16 protein-coding genes and 1 rRNA gene are annotated in these 19,794 nt (G+C 35.8%); 11 read left to right on the forward strand and 6 right to left on the reverse strand.

What is annotated here, in order from left to right:
* Nucleotides 1-23: 23 nt before the first annotated feature.
* Both qoxA and M014_RS0117990 read right to left on the reverse strand, forming a co-directional pair.
* Nucleotides 24-899: a cytochrome aa3 quinol oxidase subunit II gene (gene qoxA, locus M014_RS0117985; protein ID WP_026592966.1), complete on the reverse strand. Its 876-nt coding sequence runs from the start codon at nucleotides 897-899 to the stop codon at nucleotides 24-26.
* A gap of 283 nt (nucleotides 900-1,182) precedes the next feature.
* The gene (locus tag M014_RS0117990; protein ID WP_026592967.1) at nucleotides 1,183-2,601 is read right to left on the reverse strand and encodes an amino acid permease; all 1,419 of its coding nucleotides are present in this window, start codon (nucleotides 2,599-2,601) and stop codon (nucleotides 1,183-1,185) included.
* 423 nt (nucleotides 2,602-3,024) lie between these two features.
* On the opposite strand from M014_RS0117990, the gene M014_RS0117995 reads away from it, so the two are divergent.
* From M014_RS0117995 to M014_RS29310, 6 genes are all read left to right on the forward strand, one after another.
* Complete coding sequence (locus tag M014_RS0117995) at nucleotides 3,025-3,738, forward strand: C39 family peptidase (RefSeq protein ID WP_026592968.1); 714 nt, start codon at nucleotides 3,025-3,027, stop codon at nucleotides 3,736-3,738.
* Nucleotides 3,739-3,863: 125 nt separating this feature from the next.
* Nucleotides 3,864-5,039: a M20 family metallopeptidase gene (locus M014_RS0118000; protein ID WP_026592969.1), complete on the forward strand. Its 1,176-nt coding sequence runs from the start codon at nucleotides 3,864-3,866 to the stop codon at nucleotides 5,037-5,039.
* 308 nt (nucleotides 5,040-5,347) lie between these two features.
* Nucleotides 5,348-6,817, forward strand: coding sequence for a spore germination protein (locus M014_RS0118005; protein ID WP_026592970.1), 1,470 nt, complete (start codon nucleotides 5,348-5,350; stop codon nucleotides 6,815-6,817).
* Between the two features lies 1 nt (nucleotide 6,818).
* Nucleotides 6,819-7,934: a GerAB/ArcD/ProY family transporter gene (locus tag M014_RS0118010; protein ID WP_026592971.1), complete on the forward strand. Its 1,116-nt coding sequence runs from the start codon at nucleotides 6,819-6,821 to the stop codon at nucleotides 7,932-7,934.
* Nucleotides 7,918-9,093 carry a Ger(x)C family spore germination protein gene (locus M014_RS0118015; protein WP_026592972.1) on the forward strand — a complete coding sequence of 392 codons (1,176 nt, stop codon included), beginning with the start codon at nucleotides 7,918-7,920 and terminating at the stop codon, nucleotides 9,091-9,093. The genes M014_RS0118010 and M014_RS0118015 overlap by 17 nt, the downstream gene beginning before the upstream one ends.
* A 67-nt stretch (nucleotides 9,094-9,160) precedes the next feature.
* Nucleotides 9,161-9,307, forward strand: a complete 147-nt coding sequence (locus tag M014_RS29310; protein ID WP_155924342.1) for a hypothetical protein — start codon at nucleotides 9,161-9,163, stop codon at nucleotides 9,305-9,307.
* Nucleotides 9,308-9,421: 114 nt separating this feature from the next.
* Here M014_RS29310 and M014_RS0118025 read toward each other — a convergent pair whose 3' ends face one another.
* From M014_RS0118025 to M014_RS0118035, 3 genes are read right to left on the reverse strand one after another with little or no spacing between them, the layout of a single operon-like run.
* A complete protein-coding gene (locus M014_RS0118025; RefSeq protein WP_026592973.1) occupies nucleotides 9,422-10,822 on the reverse strand; it encodes a nucleoside recognition domain-containing protein in 1,401 nt (466 codons plus the stop codon).
* Nucleotides 10,800-11,522: a FeoB small GTPase domain-containing protein gene (locus M014_RS0118030; protein ID WP_026592974.1), complete on the reverse strand. Its 723-nt coding sequence runs from the start codon at nucleotides 11,520-11,522 to the stop codon at nucleotides 10,800-10,802. Before M014_RS0118030 ends, M014_RS0118025 begins: the two co-directional genes overlap by 23 nt.
* Entirely contained in the window at nucleotides 11,519-11,776 is a 258-nt protein-coding gene (locus M014_RS0118035) for a FeoA family protein (protein ID WP_026592975.1), read from the reverse strand. The genes M014_RS0118030 and M014_RS0118035 overlap by 4 nt, the downstream gene beginning before the upstream one ends.
* 502 nt (nucleotides 11,777-12,278) lie before the next feature.
* Between M014_RS0118035 and M014_RS0118040 the strand changes: the two genes are divergently transcribed.
* The 4 genes from M014_RS0118040 to M014_RS0118055 all read left to right on the forward strand — a co-directional run bounded on the left by M014_RS0118040 (nucleotide 12,279) and on the right by M014_RS0118055 (nucleotide 15,759).
* A complete protein-coding gene (locus M014_RS0118040) occupies nucleotides 12,279-13,181 on the forward strand; it encodes a phosphate ABC transporter substrate-binding protein PstS family protein (RefSeq protein ID WP_026592976.1) in 903 nt (300 codons plus the stop codon).
* 70 nt (nucleotides 13,182-13,251) lie between these two features.
* The gene (pstC, locus tag M014_RS0118045) at nucleotides 13,252-14,142 is read left to right on the forward strand and encodes a phosphate ABC transporter permease subunit PstC (RefSeq protein WP_026592977.1); all 891 of its coding nucleotides are present in this window, start codon (nucleotides 13,252-13,254) and stop codon (nucleotides 14,140-14,142) included.
* A gap of 2 nt (nucleotides 14,143-14,144) precedes the next feature.
* Nucleotides 14,145-15,062 (forward strand): phosphate ABC transporter permease PstA, encoded by a 918-nt coding sequence (gene pstA, locus M014_RS0118050; RefSeq protein ID WP_026592978.1) that lies wholly within the window; start codon nucleotides 14,145-14,147, stop codon nucleotides 15,060-15,062.
* A 172-nt stretch (nucleotides 15,063-15,234) separates the two neighbouring features.
* Nucleotides 15,235-15,759 (forward strand): AAA family ATPase, encoded by a 525-nt coding sequence (locus M014_RS0118055; protein WP_026592979.1) that lies wholly within the window; start codon nucleotides 15,235-15,237, stop codon nucleotides 15,757-15,759.
* A gap of 69 nt (nucleotides 15,760-15,828) precedes the next feature.
* Here the strand turns inward: M014_RS0118055 and M014_RS0118060 are convergent, their stop codons facing one another.
* Complete coding sequence (locus M014_RS0118060) at nucleotides 15,829-18,873, reverse strand: efflux RND transporter permease subunit (RefSeq protein WP_026592980.1); 3,045 nt, start codon at nucleotides 18,871-18,873, stop codon at nucleotides 15,829-15,831.
* Between the two features lie 686 nt (nucleotides 18,874-19,559).
* Here M014_RS0118060 and M014_RS0118065 point away from each other — a divergent pair.
* A 16S ribosomal RNA gene (locus tag M014_RS0118065) occupies nucleotides 19,560-19,794 on the forward strand; the annotation flags it as partial.

The following is a 19,794-nucleotide window of genomic DNA, read 5'->3' on the forward strand; positions in this document are numbered from 1 at the left end:
CCAATCTGTTGGAATAGTATCTATTACTTTTTGTTTTTGTAGTAGTTGTAATCACAGTATTCAAGTGATTTTGGATCTACATACTTTAAGTGGTGACTAGAGAATGTCATACGCCCTACTACACCAGGTTTAATGATTTCGTTATATTTTTCTTCTGTCAGTGGTTTAGCAGTTTCTTTTACTTCTTTTACCCACTTGTCATAATCTTCTTTTTTCTTTGCTTCAAGCTCAAATTCCATGTGAGTAAATCCTTCACCGGAGAAGTTCGAGCTACGACCAAGGTAAGATCCTGGCTTATCAGCTTGTAGGAATAAATCCATGATCATGCCGTCCATTGTGTATTTCATACCACCAAGTTCTGGAACCCAGAAGGCGTTCATTGGACCAACAGATGTTAATTTAAACTGGATTGGTGTACCAGCTGGTACGTTTAAATAGTTAACGGTTTCAATATTTTCCTCTGGATAACTGAATAACCATTTCCAGTTGGCAGATGTAACATAAATTTCAACTGGTTTAATATGTTTAGACTCTTTTGGCACTTCTTCTGATGCATAAGTTGCTTTTACCGTTGGAATTGATAATGCGATAACGATAATAACTGGGAAGAGTGTCCAAATAATTTCTAATAATGTGTTACCGTGTTGATCAGGTGGCTCATAGTCCATGTTTTCTGGTTTTTCACGATAACGAATCAAAATGACTGTAAACAAGATGAATACAATTGCAATAATCAACAACATAAGTACGAATGACCAAACGATCAGATCATACTGTGCTTTTGCAACAGGCCCCTGTGGATTTAATACTGCAAGTTTTTTCTCACAGCCACCGAGGAACAAGAGTAGTGATAAAGGAAGAAGTGAAGCCAACTTCCAAAACGATTTCTTTAGTTGCACGATTGAAAATCTCCTTTCTCCTTGGATTGAAACTATGCCAATAAAACAATATAAACCTATTAATTTATAGAAGGCAATAGTTTTTGTCATATTGTTAAAAAATAGACACAAATGCACGCTTTTTACGGTGAATATCATTTGCAACCTGATAACATTGTAAACTATTTTTTTGATGAAAACATGATTGTAAAAATTTTAAGATAAATAAAGTTATACCAACATATCCAATAAATAGAAAAAAACTATCTTATCATAAAATAAGATAGTTGAATATTTTATATATTTAGTTTATTTCTTGTGTAATCTTTTGTTGTTGTTCAAATGTGACGATTTTTTTATATTTAATTTGATATAAGATATAGCAAATAATCATAAATGGAATCCCACAATAAAGGGCGATTCTTTGATCTGGAATGAAAGCCAAACTAACGAATGTAATAAAATTTAAAGAGAAAGCTAAAATTGGAACAATTGGATAAAGAGGTGTACGGTATTTTAAATCGTTTATATTTCCGCCATTCTTTATAAATTCTCTTCGGAAGAAAAATTGTGAAGCTGCAATTGACATCCAGACAACAACTGCTGCCATTGCGGCAATCGATGTTAGAACTAAAAAGACAGTGTCTGCAGCAAATACACTTGTTAAAAGTGAGAGACTTGCAAAGATAAGGCTGAAAATTAAAGCGTTCAGTGGTACTCCCTTCTTTGTTAATTTCGCAAATGCAGGACTTGCCATACCTTGTTTTGACATAGCCCAAAGCATACGAGAATTAGCATATAGCCCTGAATTCGCTACTGATAGTACAGCGGTAATGATAACAAAGTTCATAATGTCAGCTGCATATGGAATCCCAACTGTATCAAAGACAAGTACAAATGGGCTTTCTACAAGATTAGCCTCCTGCCATGGGAGTAGGCCTACAACAACTGCAATTGCTAATACGAAAAAGAATAAAGTACGCCAAATTGTATTTTTAATTGCTTTTGGAATTGTTTTTTCAGGGTTTTCGCTTTCACCTGAAGCAATTCCAATTAGTTCCGTTCCCTGGAAGGAATAATTTACAGTAATCATTGTAAGAAGAACAGCTAAGGCACCATTTGGAAATAACCCACCATTTTCAGTGAAGTTATGAAGCATTGGTGCGGGTTTCCCATTGAAATCTAAGAACCCAAACATAACAGCGCCTCCAAGTATAATGAAGACAACGATTGTTGTGACCTTTACACTGGAAAACCAAAATTCTGCCTCTGCAAATGCTTTCGTTGATAAAGCGTTTACAATGAAAAGGATTGCTGCAAATGTAACACACCAAATCCATGAAGAAACATCTGGAAACCAGCGCTTCATTAAAATACTAACAGTTGTCAGTTCTACGCCAACTGTAACAGCCCAGTTCAGCCAATACATCCAGCCAACGACAAATCCAAAACCAGGTGAAATAAATTTGCTTGCATAACTTTGAAATGAGCCTGCTTCTGGCATGGCAACAGATAGTTCACCGAGACAGAGCATGGTTAAATACATCACGAAACCACCAACTAAAAATGCAAGGATCGCTCCGCCAGGTCCAGCGTTATGGACAATTTGTCCTGATCCCATAAAGAGTCCTGTGCCAATGACACCTCCAAGTGCAATCATAAAAAGGTGTCGACTTTTCATTGTACGTTGTAAGCTAGTTTGTTCTGTAGTTGTTTGATTCATATTCTCTTCACCCCGTATTTCTTTCCTTATTTGTTTTACTCAATGAGTATCGAGCGTGCTTCGTTTCACTAATCATCAGTGGGGGATGAAAAACATACTAATAGTAGTTTTCTTTATATCACTATAGAAATCGATTATGTATACTTTCTGGGTGTAAGAGTGGTGATACAAATAACTATGATTAGCTTCATGTAATCTTACGTCTTGTGAATGAAAGAGGATTCTTTCTTCTAAGTATTTTTAATTATAGCGAAATATTCTGAAAATGTATATTTATTTTTCTTTTTATTACAAAAAATAAGAATTTTAAAACATATTAATCGAATACTAATTCATATAATCTTTCTAGCAAACTGGGTAGAAGAAAGGTACAATAAAAAGAGTAGCGTTTGCTGAAAATAATGATGTAATGGAGTTTTGAATATGTTAAAGAAATTTAAATATATGTGTATTGTAGCGATTGTACTTGTTGTTGCTATTTTTGTAGGGAAAAATAAAATTCTTCAAAAAGTACACGAGTTACGCGTGAGTTTTTTGTTTGATATGAAAGAAACAGCTATGATTGAAAATGTTCCATTTATAAAACAACTTCCAGAACTACAGCGAGGTTGTGAGGTTACGAGTCTAGCAATGTTATTGCAGTATAAAGATGTACAAGTAGATAAGATGCAACTTGCAAGTGAAGTCAATAAAGTTCCATTTAAAGAAAATAATCTTCGCGGAAATCCTCATGAAGGATTTGTAGGGAATATTTATACGAAATCTGAACCAGGTTACGGTGTTTATCATCAGCCAATTTTTAAACTTGCAGAAAAATATGTACCTGAAAAAACGATTAATTTAACTGGAAGAGAGATTGAAGATATATATAAAGTCATTAGTTCGGGTTCACCAGTATGGGTCATTGCAAATACAACGTTTCAACCGCTAGCTGAGGATAGTTTTGAAACATGGAATACAAATAAAGGCGATGTAAAAATTACATATTATGAGCATAGTGTTGTGGTAGTTGGATATGATCAAAATTATGTATATATGAATGATCCATTAGCTAATAATCCGAATAAAAAAGTATCACGTTCTGAATTTGAAAGAGCATGGGAACAAATGGGCAAGCAAGCAATTACTATTTTATAAAAGAAAAAGCTATCTAATATGGTAGCTTTTTCTTTTATGCGAATTAAATATTCTGAATATTATTTCTTTTATGTTAGATTGGGGTTATACTAACAGCTAACTTAGTGAAGAAAGGAAGAGGATAGATGGATGAAGTAAAAGAAAGTGTTCTTTTTAAAGAACAGTTAATAGAATGGAGAAGGCATTTTCACAGATATCCAGAGTTATCTTTTCATGAGGAAAAAACATCGCAGTTCATATACGACATACTTCAAACAATTCCTCACCTAGAAATTTCAAGGCCGACAAAGTATAGCATTATGGCAAGATTAACTGGTAAGAGGTCAGGGAAAACAATTGCAATTCGTGCAGATATGGATGCACTCCCCATACGAGAAGAAAATCAGTTTGAATTTGTTTCTAAAAATCCAGGAGTGATGCATGCCTGCGGGCACGACGGTCATATTGCAATGCTTCTGGGCACTGTATATACGCTCGTAGAACAAAGGGAAAAAATCCAAGGTGAAATTCGCTTTCTATTTCAACATGCCGAAGAGAATTTTCCAGGTGGGGCTGGGGAGATGGTTGCTGCAGGTGTAATGGAAGATGTTGATTATATTATTGGAGCACACCTTTGGGCTTCTTTAGAAGTTGGGAAAGTTGGGGTTATTTATGGTCCAGCGATGGCAGCGCCTGATGTGTTTAAAATTACAATAGAAGGAAAAGGTGGGCATGCAGGTATTCCTCATGAAACAGTTGATAGCATTGCCATTGGTACGCAGGTCGTTACGCAGCTTCAGCAAATCGTATCGCGTCTTACGAATCCGTTAGATTCTCTCGTTTTATCTGTAACGCAGTTTCATGCGGGTACAACGCATAATGTAATTCCTGAGCAGGCGAAAATCGAAGGTACGGTAAGAAGTTTAAAGCATGAATTAAGAGAACAAACCGCCCAGCAGATTGAAAATATTGTGAAGCATATTACAGAAGCGTACGGTGCTACATATCATTATTCTTATGAATATGGTTATCGTCCGGTTGTGAATGATGAATGGGTTACACAACTTGTGGAAAATACAGCACTAGAGCTTTATGGAAGAGAACGAGTAAGTAGGTTGCAACCTACGATGGCAGGGGAAGATTTTTCAGCCTTTTTACAAAAGGCGCCGGGTACGTTTTTCTTTATTGGCGCTGGAAATAAAGAAAAAGGCATTGTGTATCCACATCATCATCCGCGTTTTACATTTGATGAAGATGCCTTACCAATTGGGGTAGAAGTTTTTGTGAAGTCTGTTTTGAACTGTATGAGAAAAGGGGAATGAGATAAAAAAATACACGTACTAGCACGTATTCCTATTTTTTTGCTTAGTTATTGGACCAGTATTTACAAAGTTTGTCTTTATTTTTCGGTATTGTGGCGTTAATCAGAAACATCATTGTCATGTTTGGAGTTAGTATGATAACTAGAAATGTTGAAGTGCGATACAATTCTACTGCGTTAGAGAAGTAAGAATAGTATGCAATGAAAAAGCTATCTTTCTAAAGGGAGATAGCTTTTTTCATTGCATACATTTTCCCGAGATGGAGAAATATAACGGTAACATCTTGAGAGGGAAGTTAGGTGAAGTAGATGACAAATTTAGAGGGAAGCTTATCTGCAATTACAAACTCTATTCGAGAAACATTGCAGTCTCCTAATGATTTAACAGTGCGGGAGTTTGCGCTTTCTTGCTCATCTACTCGGTGTGCTGTTGTATTTCTATGTGGGCTTACTGATAAAGACTTAATTTATCGATTTATTATTCGTCCACTACAACAAGAAGAGATTCCGAACAAAGTCCCAATCATGCAAACCTTATTAGATAGATTTATTTCTATAGGTGAAGTAAATATAGTTGAGACATTTTCAGATGTTATTAATTCTGTTCTAGTAGGAGATACGGTTGTTTTAATTGATGGAATTTCTCATGCATTAGTGATTAATAGCCGAGCGTGGGAAAGACGAAGTTTAGAGCCACCGATTACAGAAAATATCATTCGGGGTCCTAAAATAGGTTTCACTGAGGATATTGCAACAAATAAGATGCTAATTCGGCGTGAGTTGCGTGACCCGAAACTTCGATTTCAATCCTACATTATGGGAAAACGCTCTCAAAAAGAAGTTACATTAATTTATATTGAAGATATAATCAATCCTTATATCGTAAATGAATTGAATCGGCGCTTACAGTCGATTGAGACGGATGTGATATTAGATTCTGGGAAAGTTGAGCACCTATTGGAGGAAAATACTCTATCTCCTTTCCCACAATTTTTAAATACGGAAAGACCAGACAGAGCGATAGCTTCTTTGGCAAAAGGAAAGGCGGTTATTTTAGTAGACGGGTCGCCTTTTGCTGTCATCGCGCCTATGGTTATTGTAGATATTTTTCAATCGCCAGAAGATCATTACGAGAGATGGATTATTGGGACCTTATTAAGAGGACTTCGTATGTTAGCTGGACTTATGGCAATCTTACTTCCAGCGGTATATGTTGCGCTTGTTTCCTATCATCAAGGACTTATTCCATCTAATCTTGCATATTCAATTGCTGGTGCAAGGGAAGGAGTACCGTTTCCCGCCTATATTGAAACTATCATTATGACATTAACAATGGAATTAATTAGAGAAGCAGGGCTTCGTTTACCTAAGCAAATCGGACAAACTGTCGGGATTGTAGGAGGACTTGTTATTGGTGAAGCGGCGGTAAGCGCGGGGATTGTCAATCCTTTTATGGTTATTGTCATTGCCGTTACGGCGATTGCTACCTTTTCTTTGCCTGTTTATAGTATAACAATTACATTTCGTTTCTTGTTATTTGCGTTTATTTTAGCTGCTACCCTATTTGGGCTATATGGAATTATTTTGGCGTTAATTACATTAGCAATCCATATTATGAATTTAAAAAGTGTTGGAATTCCGTATTTTACGCCGTTAGCTCCTGCTTTTTATAAGGATTGGAAAGAAGAAGTTGCATTGTTACCAAGGGCAATGTTAAAAACGAGACCAGATTATTTACAGACGAAAGATAAAACATTACGTTCAAAGGAGAGAAAATAAATTGAAACCGTTTGAATACGGCGATGAAGAAATTGGATCTCGGGAGCTAACATTTACAGTATCTTCGATCATCATAGGTACGGGAGCACTTTCGATGCCCCGTGTGATTGCAGAGCAGACTCTTTTCACAGATGGATGGATCATATTATTTCTCGGTGGTTTGATTTGTGCGGTTTTTGCTTGGATAATTACAAAAATAGCAAATTTATTTCCAAACCAAACGTTTTTTCAATATACAAGTGCCTACTTATCGAAGCCAATAGCTTATGGTGTCACCGGTATTTTAGTGCTAACATTTGCTGGAATTACGGCGTATCAAGCGCGAACCATTTCAATTATTGCACAAACATATTTATTTGGTAAAACGCCTATTGAACTTTTATCATTTTTCTACTTACTGGTTGTTATTTATGGAGTAAGTGGTTCTAGAGTAGCATTATTCCGTCTTAACATGTTATTTTTGCCAATTGTGGTGAGTGCCATTTTAGCTTTGTCGTTATTAAATATAAATTTAATGGATACTCGTAATTTGTTGCCACTTTTTCAAACAAAATGGAGCCAATATGCTATTGGGATGAAGGAATCTATATTTACATTCATTGGATTTGAAGCAGTTTTATTTTATTCTTCAATTGTGAAGCAAAAAGACAAAGCGCCTTTGGCTGCCGCAAAGGGAGTAATGATTACCAATTTATTATATATTCTCATCTATCTTACTTGTATTATTGTCTTTTCTAATTCTACGACGAAGAATTTAACGTACCCTGTTATTGAATTAGGAAAGGAGATTGAGATTGCTGGAGGATTTTTAGAACGTTTCGATGCGATTTTCTTTACGACTTGGATTATTACAATTTTCAATACGACTGCTATGTATTATGATATATCGATAATAGGTTTTCGTTCGATGTTTCCTTCTATTAAAAAGAAAATATTTATTTTTGTAAGTGCACCGATAATTTATCTGTTGAACATGCTTCCTGAAAATGTTACGAAGGTAACTCGGTATGGTACCTACTTAGCTTGGGTTGATATGGCATGCGTTATCATTGTTCCGCTGCTCGTTTTCATTATCTATAAAATAAAGGGGGGCAAAAATAGTGAATCATCTTCATAAGTGTATTTGCTGTATTGCCTTGTTTATATATATGAGTGGTTGTTCAGAGCGAAAAGAGATTGAAGAGAGAGGTTTTGTTGTAGGAGTAGCTTTTGATGTTGCAAAAGAAGAAAGTAAATCAAAGAAACCACTTCGTATGAAAGGGACGTATCAACTTGTCTTGCCGAGTTCGTTAGCTCAACAGGGTGGGGGGAAAAGTCAAGGAGGAGCTAATTATATTAATATAAGTGCAACTTCTGATAGTGTATTTGCACAAATCCGAGAGATATCTAAAAAAATTAGTCGCTCTTTATTTTTTCCACATATTCAAGTTATCGTTTTCTCAAAAGACTTATTAAAACATCCAATGGTTTTAGAACAAACGTTAGATGTCTTTTTTCGTGATCATGAAATGAGGAGGAATATTCGGATTTTTGTTTCTAAAGAACGAGCGGATCGTATTTTACAACAAAGTGCTAAACCGGAAAACTTACCAGCGAAATATATTGATTTGCTAGCAGATCACGCAGACGCGAATGCATATATGTTAGAAGCGGTTCGCACTGGTGATGTACAAGAAACGATGGTTGCTAAGAGAAGTTTTGTGCTTCCGATTTTACAATTAACAAAACAAGGTGTGAAAATGGAAGGCGCTGCTATGTTTCAAGGGAAGGATAATAAATTGATCGGCCTTTTAACTGGAAAAAATACGCAAGGATTAAATTATATAATTGGAAAGAAAGCGAGTGGTTTTGTAACTATTCGGAAAGAGAAAAAAACGTTCACGTATGAAATTCACAAAATAAGACGAAAAATACATGCTTCTTTCGCAGAACCACGTCGTCCCAAGTTTACAGTTGATATTTATCCTGAAGGTGTATTAGCAGAGGTACAGTTAGGAGGAGATGGAAAGGCGTGGAGTGACAAGCAAATGAAGACATCTGTCTCCAAAGAGATGGAGAGTATAGTGATGGGAACAATAAAAACAGTGCAGAAGTCTTTTGAAACAGATGTTCTTGGATTAGGAGATTATTATAAGCGGCATAATTATAAAGAGTGGAAGAAGATAGAAAAAAATTGGGATGAGGGAGAGAACTATTTTACTAAGAGTAACATAGTTGTTCGTGTTCACCCGGTGGTAGAACATTCAGGTTCTTTGATGCCAAAAGGTGGTCAGTAATGTGAAATGAAGAAGCTTTTGCTGATATATAGCATCTTTAAATGGAAAGAGGAGCGATGATAATGATATGAAGATGCCCTCAACTTTGACAATTATAAATACGATTTTAATGGGGATTATTCCATATACGATTCACTTTTTGAATAAAAAAATTAAAAAATACGGCGCACAGCCGTGGGAAAGTCCAAGTGAAGATGAAAAAGGAGACCTGTAGTCTAGGTTTCCTTTTATGTATTGTTACTATCAATTTTAGCGGAATCTAAGAATCTAATTGGTGAAAAGCAGCCATCAGTGGAGGAAGAATCCTCCTACTGATAGAAGTTTCACTTTATACAAGCCCTAACCAATGTACCAATTGCGTTGTGAGAAATGTAACTGCAATGGCGATAACAGTAGGGATTGCAAATGATAAAAATGTCCATTTTGGACTTTTTGTTTCTTTATAAATGTTAACTAATGTTGTTCCGCATGGGAAATGAAGAAGAGAGAACAGCATTGTATTTAACGCAGTGAGCCAAGTCCAGCCGTGTTCTAAGAACAAGTTTTTAATTTGGTTTAAATCATCTAGTTCGGTTAAAGCACCAGTTGATAAATAAGACATTAATAAAATTGGAATGACAATTTCGTTAGCTGGTAATCCAAGGATAAATGCAGCTAGAATGAATCCGTCAAGGCCGAGTAATTTAGCGAATGGATCTAAGAAATTTACAAAATACATAAGTAGGCTTGTGTCGCCTACATAAATATTTGCTAATATCCAAGTTAATACAGCCGCAGGTGCAGCTACAATCACTGCACGTTTTAACACATATAATGATTTATCAAGTGTGGAACGTACAATTGTATTCCAAATTTTCGGCTTACGGTATGGTGGTAATTCTAACGTATAGTGGGTTGGGACACCTTTTAAAGCAGTTTTTGATAATACCCAAGATACTGTTAATGTTACAATAACCCCAATTACAACCATTCCGACTACAACACCAGCTGTAACAAGTGTTTGCATGCTGCCGGTATATCCAGCAGCCATAAATAATGATGCCATTAATATTAATGTAGGCCAACGTCCGTTACATGGAACAAAATTGTTTGTTAAGATTGCTAACATACGCTCACGTGGTGACTCGATAATACGTGTTGACATAATGGCAGCAGCGTTACAACCAAATCCCATTGCCATTGTTAAGGATTGTTTTCCGTGAGCGCCAGAACGTTTAAATAAACGATCCATGTTAAAAGCGACACGTGGTAAGTATCCATAGTTTTCTAATAAGGCAAACATAGGGAAGAAAATAGCCATAGGTGGTAACATAACGCTAATTACAGCTCCAGTACCACGGAATAAGCCAAGAATTAAAATACCTTGTAGCCATTCTGGAGCGTTCATTGCTTGAAACCAAGTGGTTAAATGACCTTCTGCCCATCCAAAAAATTCAGCAATCATATCAGACGGCACATTAGCTCCTGCAATTGTAAAATAAAAAATAATAGATAAAATTCCGAGCATGATTGGGAAGCCAAATATAGGAGAAGTGAAAATTTTATCTAGCTTCTCTGAACGGTATAACTTATCGGTGTTCGTGTATTGAACAGCTTCTTTACATATACTTGCGGAAGTTCGATAAATATCACCAACAATATCATCTCGTATATCCTCTTTTGTAAGGGTTTGTGCATGCTGAACAATATAATCTAATGGAAGAGCTTTACTGGCTGAGTGAGATTCCATTTATTACGACCTCCCTTACAAGCGGCTCCTTATGATGTTTTTGAAGTGTTGCTAGAAAATTTTTATCTCCATCTAATATACGGAGTGCCACCCAGCGTGCGGGATAAGTATCTCCGAATACTTTGTAGATTTCTGGTTCTAATTTCTGAATCATATTTTCAATTTGTTCATTATAAGTAATTTGAATTGGCGTAGGGATTAATTTTTTATTTGCCACTTTCGCTATTACATTTAGTAAATGACCAATTCCAATTCTGTTTCGAGCGGAAATTTTAACTACAGGAACTCCGAGTGCCTTTGCTAATTTTTTTTCATCGATAATAATTCCCTTTTTTTCAGCCTCATCTATTAAGTTAATGCAAACTACAACGTCTTTTGTCATTTCCATAACTTGCAGTGCTAAGTTTAAATTTCTTTCCATTGCAGTTGCATCCACAACAACGACAGTTACGTCAGGTTTTTCAAAAATGATATAATCGCGTGCTACTTCCTCATCTACAGAATTTGAATAAAGAGAGTATGTTCCTGGTAAATCAATGAGGGTATACAACCCCTCGTTATGTTCATATTCACCTTCTGCCTTTAATACAGTTTTTCCAGTCCAGTTTCCAGTATGTTGCTTTAATCCTGTTAATGTATTAAACAATGTGCTTTTTCCGGTATTTGGGTTTCCTGCTAGCGCAATGCGATGGTTTTTCATTCTAAATCATCTCCTATTGATTTCACGAAAATAAGGGAACTTTCTTCGTTACGCAGTGCAATGGTTGTATTGCTTACTTGATATGCAATTGGATCTCCAAGTGGGCTTTTTTGCAATACTTTAATAGTAGCTCCAGGAATAAAGCCTAAATCTAATAAACGACGTTTCATAGTTCCTTCTAATTGTATCTTCTCGATTTGTACAAACTGCCCTGTTTGGAAACTTGAAAGGGGTTTGATATTAGCCGGTACCATAAAAGTTACCTCTTCTCTATATTTTTAGTGTTAGTTTAAAAAGTTTACCGAGGGAAACTTTTTGTTAGTAATATAGTAGACTACATGAAATGATGTTGTCAATTGGTACTTTAAAAATATTCAATTATTTTTAGAATTGTTCCAATTTATTTTGTTGTACAGAAAAATATTCCTGAAATTACGTGGAGTAACATCAATAAAGTTAAAAAAACGAATGGATTTGTAAATGTATTTTTAACACCGGTAGTGAAAAAAAGAATTTTATTTACGATAAATTTACATTGTTAAAAGTAAATTTACAATCAGAGCTAATTTGTGTGGATTCTTTTGGTTTTTTAAATAAAAAGAGGTGAAATATATAGGTTTTGAGTTGGATTGTCTCTCTTTACTTAAAATTAAAAATTGCTTAACACTAACATAATATTATTGTCCTACAATGAATTTGTGTTCGAAAGAAGTAAGTGAATGTGAAAAAGTGATAATCCAAATGGGGGTACAAGACATGGTTATGAAAAAAGGTATTAAATTTTCTTTAGCGGCATTAGTAGTTGCGGGTGCTTTAGTTGGGTGTGGGAAATCAGAGAGCACAGATAGTAATGGAACTGCTAAAGGTAATAATGATTCAAAACAAGAATTGTCGGGTACAATTGCGGCAGCTGGTTCTACGGCTCTTCAACCGCTTGCTGAAGAAGCTGGTAAAAAATTCATGGAAAAGAATCCAAGCGTTTCTATTCAAGTTCAAGGTGGCGGTAGTGGAACAGGGATTAACCAAGTAGCTTCTGGTGCGGTTCAAATCGGTAACTCTGATGTTCCGGCTGCAGATAAAATAAAAGATGCGGAAAAAGCGAAAGAATTAGTAGATAACAAAGTGGCAGGTATTGCATTTGCACTTGTTGTAAATAAAGATGTGAAGGTCGACAACTTAACTGTGAAACAAGTACAAGATATTTTCAGTGGGAAAGTTACAAACTGGAAAGAGTTAGGCGGTAAAGATGAGAAAATTAACGTGATTAACCGTCCGGCATCTTCTGGTACACGTGCTACATTTGAAAAAACAGTTATGAAAGACGCGAAGATTAACGATGGAACAGGTACAACACAAGATTCTAACGGTGCGGTAGAACAAGCTATTAACTCTACTCCAGGTTCTATTAGTTATCTTGCAATGTCTTATATGGTAGGCGATAAAAAAGGTGCATTACAAACTGTGAAAATTGATGGTGCAGAGCCAAAAGTTGAAAACATTTCTTCTGGTAAATATCCATTTTGGTCTTATGAGTACATGGTAACAAAAGGGGAAGCAAAAGAAGCTACAAAAGCTTATATCGATTATGTAAAAGGTAAAGACTTCGAAAAACAAGTTGAAAATATGGGTTATATTCCAATGTCTAAACTGAATAAGTAAACATTCAACGGGGCTGGCTGCAAGGCCAGCCTTGTTCATTTCAATCTATGAAGTGGGGTTGTGTCCTGTGATGAAGGGGAAAAAACAAATTAATTATGTAAAAAGTGAATATATCGGAAGAACGCTTGTTACATTTTGCGGTATATTTATTGTTCTTGTTACATTGGCAATTATTGCATTTATTTGCGGAAAAGGAATTCAATCCTTTACGCAAAGTGGTATTTCATTTTCTGAGGTGCTAACATCAACAAATTGGAATCCGAATGCTGATAAGGGATCATTTGGTGCTGTTATCTTTATTGTTGGTTCAACACTTGTTTCGTTAGGGGCAGTCGTTATTAGTGCGCCAATCGCACTTGCACTTGCGATATTTATGAATTTAATTTCACCGAAGTTTGGTAATAAAGTATTAAAGCCTGTTTTGGAATTATTAGTTGGAATTCCTTCAGTAGTATACGGTTTGTTAGGGGTTACGATTTTAGTTCCGCTTTTACGTGATTCATTCGGCGGTGTTGGTTTTAGTTTGATTGCGGGTATTATTGTACTTAGTATCATGATTTTGCCTACTATTGCTAGTATTGCTTCTGATGCAATACGTTCAGTTCCGTTTGATTACTTAGAGGCCTCTTATGGTTTAGGCTCGACGAAATGGCAAGCGATTAGCCGTGTGATTGTTCCAGCTGCAAAAAAAGGTATTTTAACAGGGGTTGTTCTAGGATTAGCTCGTGCTTTCGGTGAAGCGTTAGCGGTTCAAATGGTAATTGGGAATACAGTTAAATTACCTGAAGGGATATATAGCCCAACGGCAACATTGACAGGTATTTTGACAATGGATATGACGAATACGTTAAATGGAACTGCCTGGAATAATGCTTTATGGACATTGGCAATGATATTACTTGTTATTTCATTCCTATTTATTTTAGTAATTCGAGCAATTGGTCAAAGAGGTGAGCGATAACGATGAATGCAAGAAAAGTAAATAATATTTGGACGGGTATTTTATATGCGGTTGCAGCGTTTGTAGTAGCTTTACTTGTTTTCTTAGTATACGAAATTTTACAAAAGGGCTGGGGATTTTGGGATCCAAGTTTCTTGTTCGGAGAACCAAGCAATACAAGAGCAGGTGGTGGAATTGGTCCGCAATTATTCAATTCTTTCTATATGCTTGTTATTACCTTAATTATTTCAATTCCGCTTGGATTAGGAGCGGGGATTTATCTTGCGGAATATGCGAAACAAGGGCGTTTTTTAGGATTTGTTCGTTTATGTATTGAAACGATGGCATCACTACCATCTATTGTTGTTGGGTTATTTGGTCTATTAGTATTTGTTACAATGACTGGTTGGGGTTATACGGTAATGGGAGGAGCACTTGCTTTAACGATTTTAAATTTACCAGGCCTAACGCGTGTTTGTGAAAATGCGATTACGGAAGTTCCGTCTAATGTAAAAGAAGCGAGTCTTGGGCTTGGTGCAACAAAGTGGCAAACGATTGTACGGATTATTATTCCGACATCATTACCACAAATTATTACAGGGATTATTTTAGCTGCAGGACGTATATTTGGTGAAGCCGCAGCATTAATTTATACAGCGGGATTAACATCGCCAATTCTAAATTCAGCAGCTGATTTTTCAAGTCCTGCACATCCGTTGAATCCATTTCGCCCAGCTGAAACATTAGCAGTTCATATTTGGAAATTAAACTCTGAAGGGATTATTCCAGATGCGAAGTTAATTGCGACAAAATCAGCAGCAGTCTTAATTATTATGGTATTACTGTTTAATATTATTGCTCGTTTTACTGCATCTGTACTTCATAAACGTTTTACGGGAGCGAAGAAATCTCGTAAAGTAACAAAAGCAAAAGCAGCTTAAATGCTTGTACCCTATATTAATAAAGGACTCTCTGCTTAAATAGGCAGGGAGTTTTTGTTTCATTCTGTTTTGTGGAGAGGATAGAGGATAATTCCTATGATAAAATGATGTATATGTAAATATGCGAATGGACTGTGGGATAGAAAATAATATAAGGAAGGTGTGCTTTTTTATGTTTTTTCTTCAAATGTCAGGTTCTCCGGGTTCGGGAAAATCGACACTTTCTAAATGTATAGCGAAAAATACAGGGGCAATTGTGATTGATCATGATATTGTAAAAACGGCCTTACTAGAGTCGTTGGAAACTCGTCAGATTGAAACAACGGCCGCTGGTGGAATTTCGTACGAGATCGAATGGGCATTAATAGATTTTCATTTATCCCAGGGGCATAGTGTAATACTGGATAGCCCGTGTCTCTATACAGAAATGTTAGAAAAGGGAATAAAGTTGTCTAAGAAGTATAATGTGAAGTACAAATATGTTGAGTGCTACCTTAATGATATAGAAGAAATTAATAATAGATTAAAGAAGCGAAAACAAATGATAAGTCAAATTAGGAAAGTGGAATCTGAAGAAGCGTTTGAAAAATGGTTAGATGATAGTAAACGGCCATCTGATTTTACATACATTATTGTAGATTCTGGACAACCGTTAGAAGCTTATATAAATAAAGTGATGACCTATATGAATGAGTGATCATGAAATTATATTTATAGTAGAAAGAAAAAACGTTATCTTCAAAACGGAAGATAACGTTTTTTCTTATTAAGCTTTTGGTGTCTCTATAGAAGGTTCTACTTTTCTGCGTGAGCTTCGTTTTTTGCCGAATTTATCTAACAGTTCATACATAACAGGGACGACGACTAATGTGAGTACAGTTGAAACTGCTAAACCGCCGATTACAACAACCGCTAAACTTTTTGATACCATACTGCCGGCTTGTGATTGGCTGAATAATAATGGTAACATCGCTACTATTGTTGTAATGGCTGTCATAATAATTGGTCGTAGCCTTGTAGAGCCTGCTTCTAGTAAAGCTTCCCGCGTTGTCATACTTTGTTCTTTATTTTGTTGAACGCGTTCTATTAGTACGATGGCATTTGTAACTACAATCCCGATTAACATTAATGCACCGATTAGTGCGTTTAAATCGACTGGTGTTCTTGAAATGATTAATCCTAAAATACCGCCAACAGCAGCTAGTGGTAAAGAGAATAAAATCGCAAATGGAGCGCGTGCTTGCCCAAAAGTAATGACCATAATTAAATAAACAATGCCGATTGCGATACCCATGATTTTGAATAAATTTGTAAAGTCCTCTTGCATTGCTTCGGTTGCACCAGCAATTTTAACTTTCGCACCGTTTGGTAGGTCTAATTCTGAAATAGCTTTGTTCACTTCAGTATTCACTTTGCTTAAATCTTCATTTGTTGCTTCGGCAGTTATTTGAATGGTTTCTTTCCCGTCTTTATGGAAAATCTCTGTTTGCAATCGTTTTTCTGAAATGGTTGCAATATCTTTTAAAGGAATTGGTCCTGCTATAGGTGACATAATATTTGTGTTAAGAATATCTTCCTTGTTACTTATCTTTTTTTGTTTATGTTCGAGCATAATGGTCGTTTTCTCTTCATTAATTGTCATTTGCCCAATTGGTGATTTTTTCATAAGGAATGCAACTTGTTGTCCGGCTGTTTCTGGTGTTAATCCAACTTGTTCAGCTTTCTTTTGATCAATATCGATTTGCCATTCTTTCTTTGACTCTTCTAGATTTGTTTTTATTTTAGAAAGGCTGTCTATACTTTTAAGTTTTGTTTCAACGACATCAGCAGCTTTTTTTAAATTTGTTTCATTGTTTGCTGTCACGTTAAATTGCAAGCTGTTTCCACCGCCAGAACCAGAATAGCTTGCCTTTGTATAATCGAATTCGGCTGGTTTAAAGTCTGCCTGCCCTTTTTTTAGTTCTTTAATATATTGATCGATATCTGTTCCTTTTTTGAAGACTACAGCAATAGATGCAAGGTTATTTTTAGTTGAAAATCCAAACTGTGCATCTTCAGCACTGGAACCCATTCGTAAAATAACATCTTTTACATTGCTGTTAGAAAGTAATTTTTTTTCAAAATCAAAGGCTGTTTGCTTTCTAGATTCAAATTCGTAACTTGCTGGGAATGTCATCTGAATTGAAAGCATCGTGTCATCTTCTGATTTTATATTTGCTTTTGGTAGTAATACATAGGCAGCAATTGATCCCGCAAATAATAGGAAAGAAGAGAATAAAATAATAAACTTATGCGAAAGTGCCCATTTTAACGTAGCTGTATACTTTCTTGAAGGTTTCGGTGTACGCTGCCTTGTTTTCTTCAGCAATAAAAATGCCATAAGTGGAACAACGGTTAAGGCTACCACTAGTGAAGAAAGTATAGAGTATACAACGGCTAATACCATAGGTAACATTAGCTTACCGATTGTACCTGACACAAGACCGATAGGTAAGAAGACAGCGACTGTTGTTAAAGTAGAGGAGGTAATTGCGACGGCTACCTCTTTTGTGGCGTCTAAAATGATGTCTTTTGAAAAATGTTCCTTTTGTAAGCGCCGAAAGATATTTTCAATGACAACAATACTATCGTCAACAAGTCGACCAACCGCTACCGCTAAGCCCCCGAGAGTTAAAATGTTTAATGTAACATGAGATTGATCAAGTAAAAATAGTGTTAGTAAAATAGATAACGGAATACTAACGACAGCGATAAGGGTTGTTCGAACGCTGCGTAAAAAGATTAAAATAATAAATGTCGCAGCAATGGCTCCTAAAATGACTTCTTTCCCCATACTCACAACTGCATTTTCAACTTGTTCGTGAGTAGAGGATATTAATTTAATTTTATAAGTATCGTTATATTCTTTGTTTATAGTTTTTATTTTTTTATCGATTTCTTTTCCGATTGCAACTGCATTTTTGCTAGGTTCTTTCATTATAACTAATCCAGTTCCTTCATCGCCATTTACATGTGTAACGGTATCAAAATGTTGTTTTATTTCTACTTGAGCTATATCTTGTAATTTGATTTGAGGTGTAAGTGACATGTTTTTTATTTCATCTACATTTTTGACATTTCCAATGACGCGGAGGCTGTGGTCTTCGTTATTGACAGTAACTTGACCAACTGGAGTGGAAGCTTCTTTTCCTTGTAAAGCGGCTAATACCTGCTGTGGTGTTACGTTTTTATTTTTCATTTCATTTGGATCTAATATGATAGATAACTCGGATGTTGATTTACCGTAATACATGACGTTAGCGACGCCGTCGATATTTTCAAGTTGCGGGATGATCTCTTCTTCAATCTGTTTTTCGTCTGCTTTTGTAAAACCATTCTGTTTTTGAACGGTAATTTGTGCAAGTGGAATCATAGAGGTATTAAGTTGGCTGACGACGGGTTTTGTAATCTCCTTTGGGAAATTTACGTTGTTGGTAATTTTCTCGACCTCGAGCGTGGCATCTTTCATATTAGCTTTAGATGTATACGTGATATCGATACGAGATAAACCTTCATAAGTAGAAGAAGTGATTGTATCGACGTGGTCCAAATTTCGAAACTTTTTCTCGAGCGGTTCAGTTACTTCTTTTGTCAATGTTTCAGCATCTAATCCTTGCGACATTGTAGTGACAGTTATTGCGGGGTTGTCGACACTAGGTAGAAATTCCATTGGTAATTTCGAACCAGAATAAACGCCGAGTACAGAAATGAGTAAAACCATGATGATGATAGCGGCTCGGTTTTTTAATGAGAATTTTGTTAACCTCTCCATAAAAGTAATTCCTCCGTTTAAGTTGTTTTTTAGCCTACTTTGTTACTATATAACAAAATCTGGATTTTTTTCATTAATTAAATGTAAAAAAATTCTAAATTTATTCTTAAATAAGAAAATTATGATGTAATGGTTATCTTGTAATAAGGGTTAGAGGGTGATGGATGGAAAGATAAATGAGCGATAACGAGTTAATCACTATTTGCAGTTCAATCATATTTTTATCCCAAAGTTCAGTAAGAGTAGGGAAGATAGGTCAGCGGGGAGATTAATAGCTTGTAAAATGAAGATTAGTGAAGAAATGTATTCTGTACGGACTAAAGTTTCAATTTATAAACATTCGGTATGCAGAAATATTTATCTGTAAATGAAATAAGGTTGTTTGATAAATAGGATGCTGATCCAGTAAATATGAAATAAGGGGACTTTTGTTAGGTAATAAACTTTTTTATATTTTTTTTAAAAAACACTTGTGATTTAAAAGTTAGGGTGGTATATTAATAAGCGTCGCTGATGCGGGACACGCAGAAAGCGAAAAAAGAAATTAAAAAACTTAGTTGACATCGAAAAACGAAGATGCTAACATAAGGAAGTCGCCAATTGGCGATGTACAAGTTCTTTGAAAACTGAACGAAACAAACAACGTGAAACGTCAATTTTTATTTTAGATGCTAGACAAACTAACTTTATTGGAGAGTTTGATCCTGGCTCAGGATGAACGCTGGCGGCGTGCCTAATACATGCAAGTCGAGCGAATGGATTAAGAGCTTGCTCTTATGAAGTTAGCGGCGGACGGGTGAGTAACACGTGGGTAACCTGCCCATAAGACTGGGATAACTCCGGGAAACCGGGGCTAATACCGGATAACATTTTGCGCTGCATGGTGCGAAATTGAAAGGCGGCTTCGGCTGTCGCTTATGG

The sequence above is a fragment of the Bacillus sp. UNC437CL72CviS29 genome, from assembly GCF_000482345.1.
GTDB classification, from domain to species: domain Bacteria; phylum Bacillota; class Bacilli; order Bacillales; family Bacillaceae_G; genus Bacillus_A; species Bacillus_A arachidis.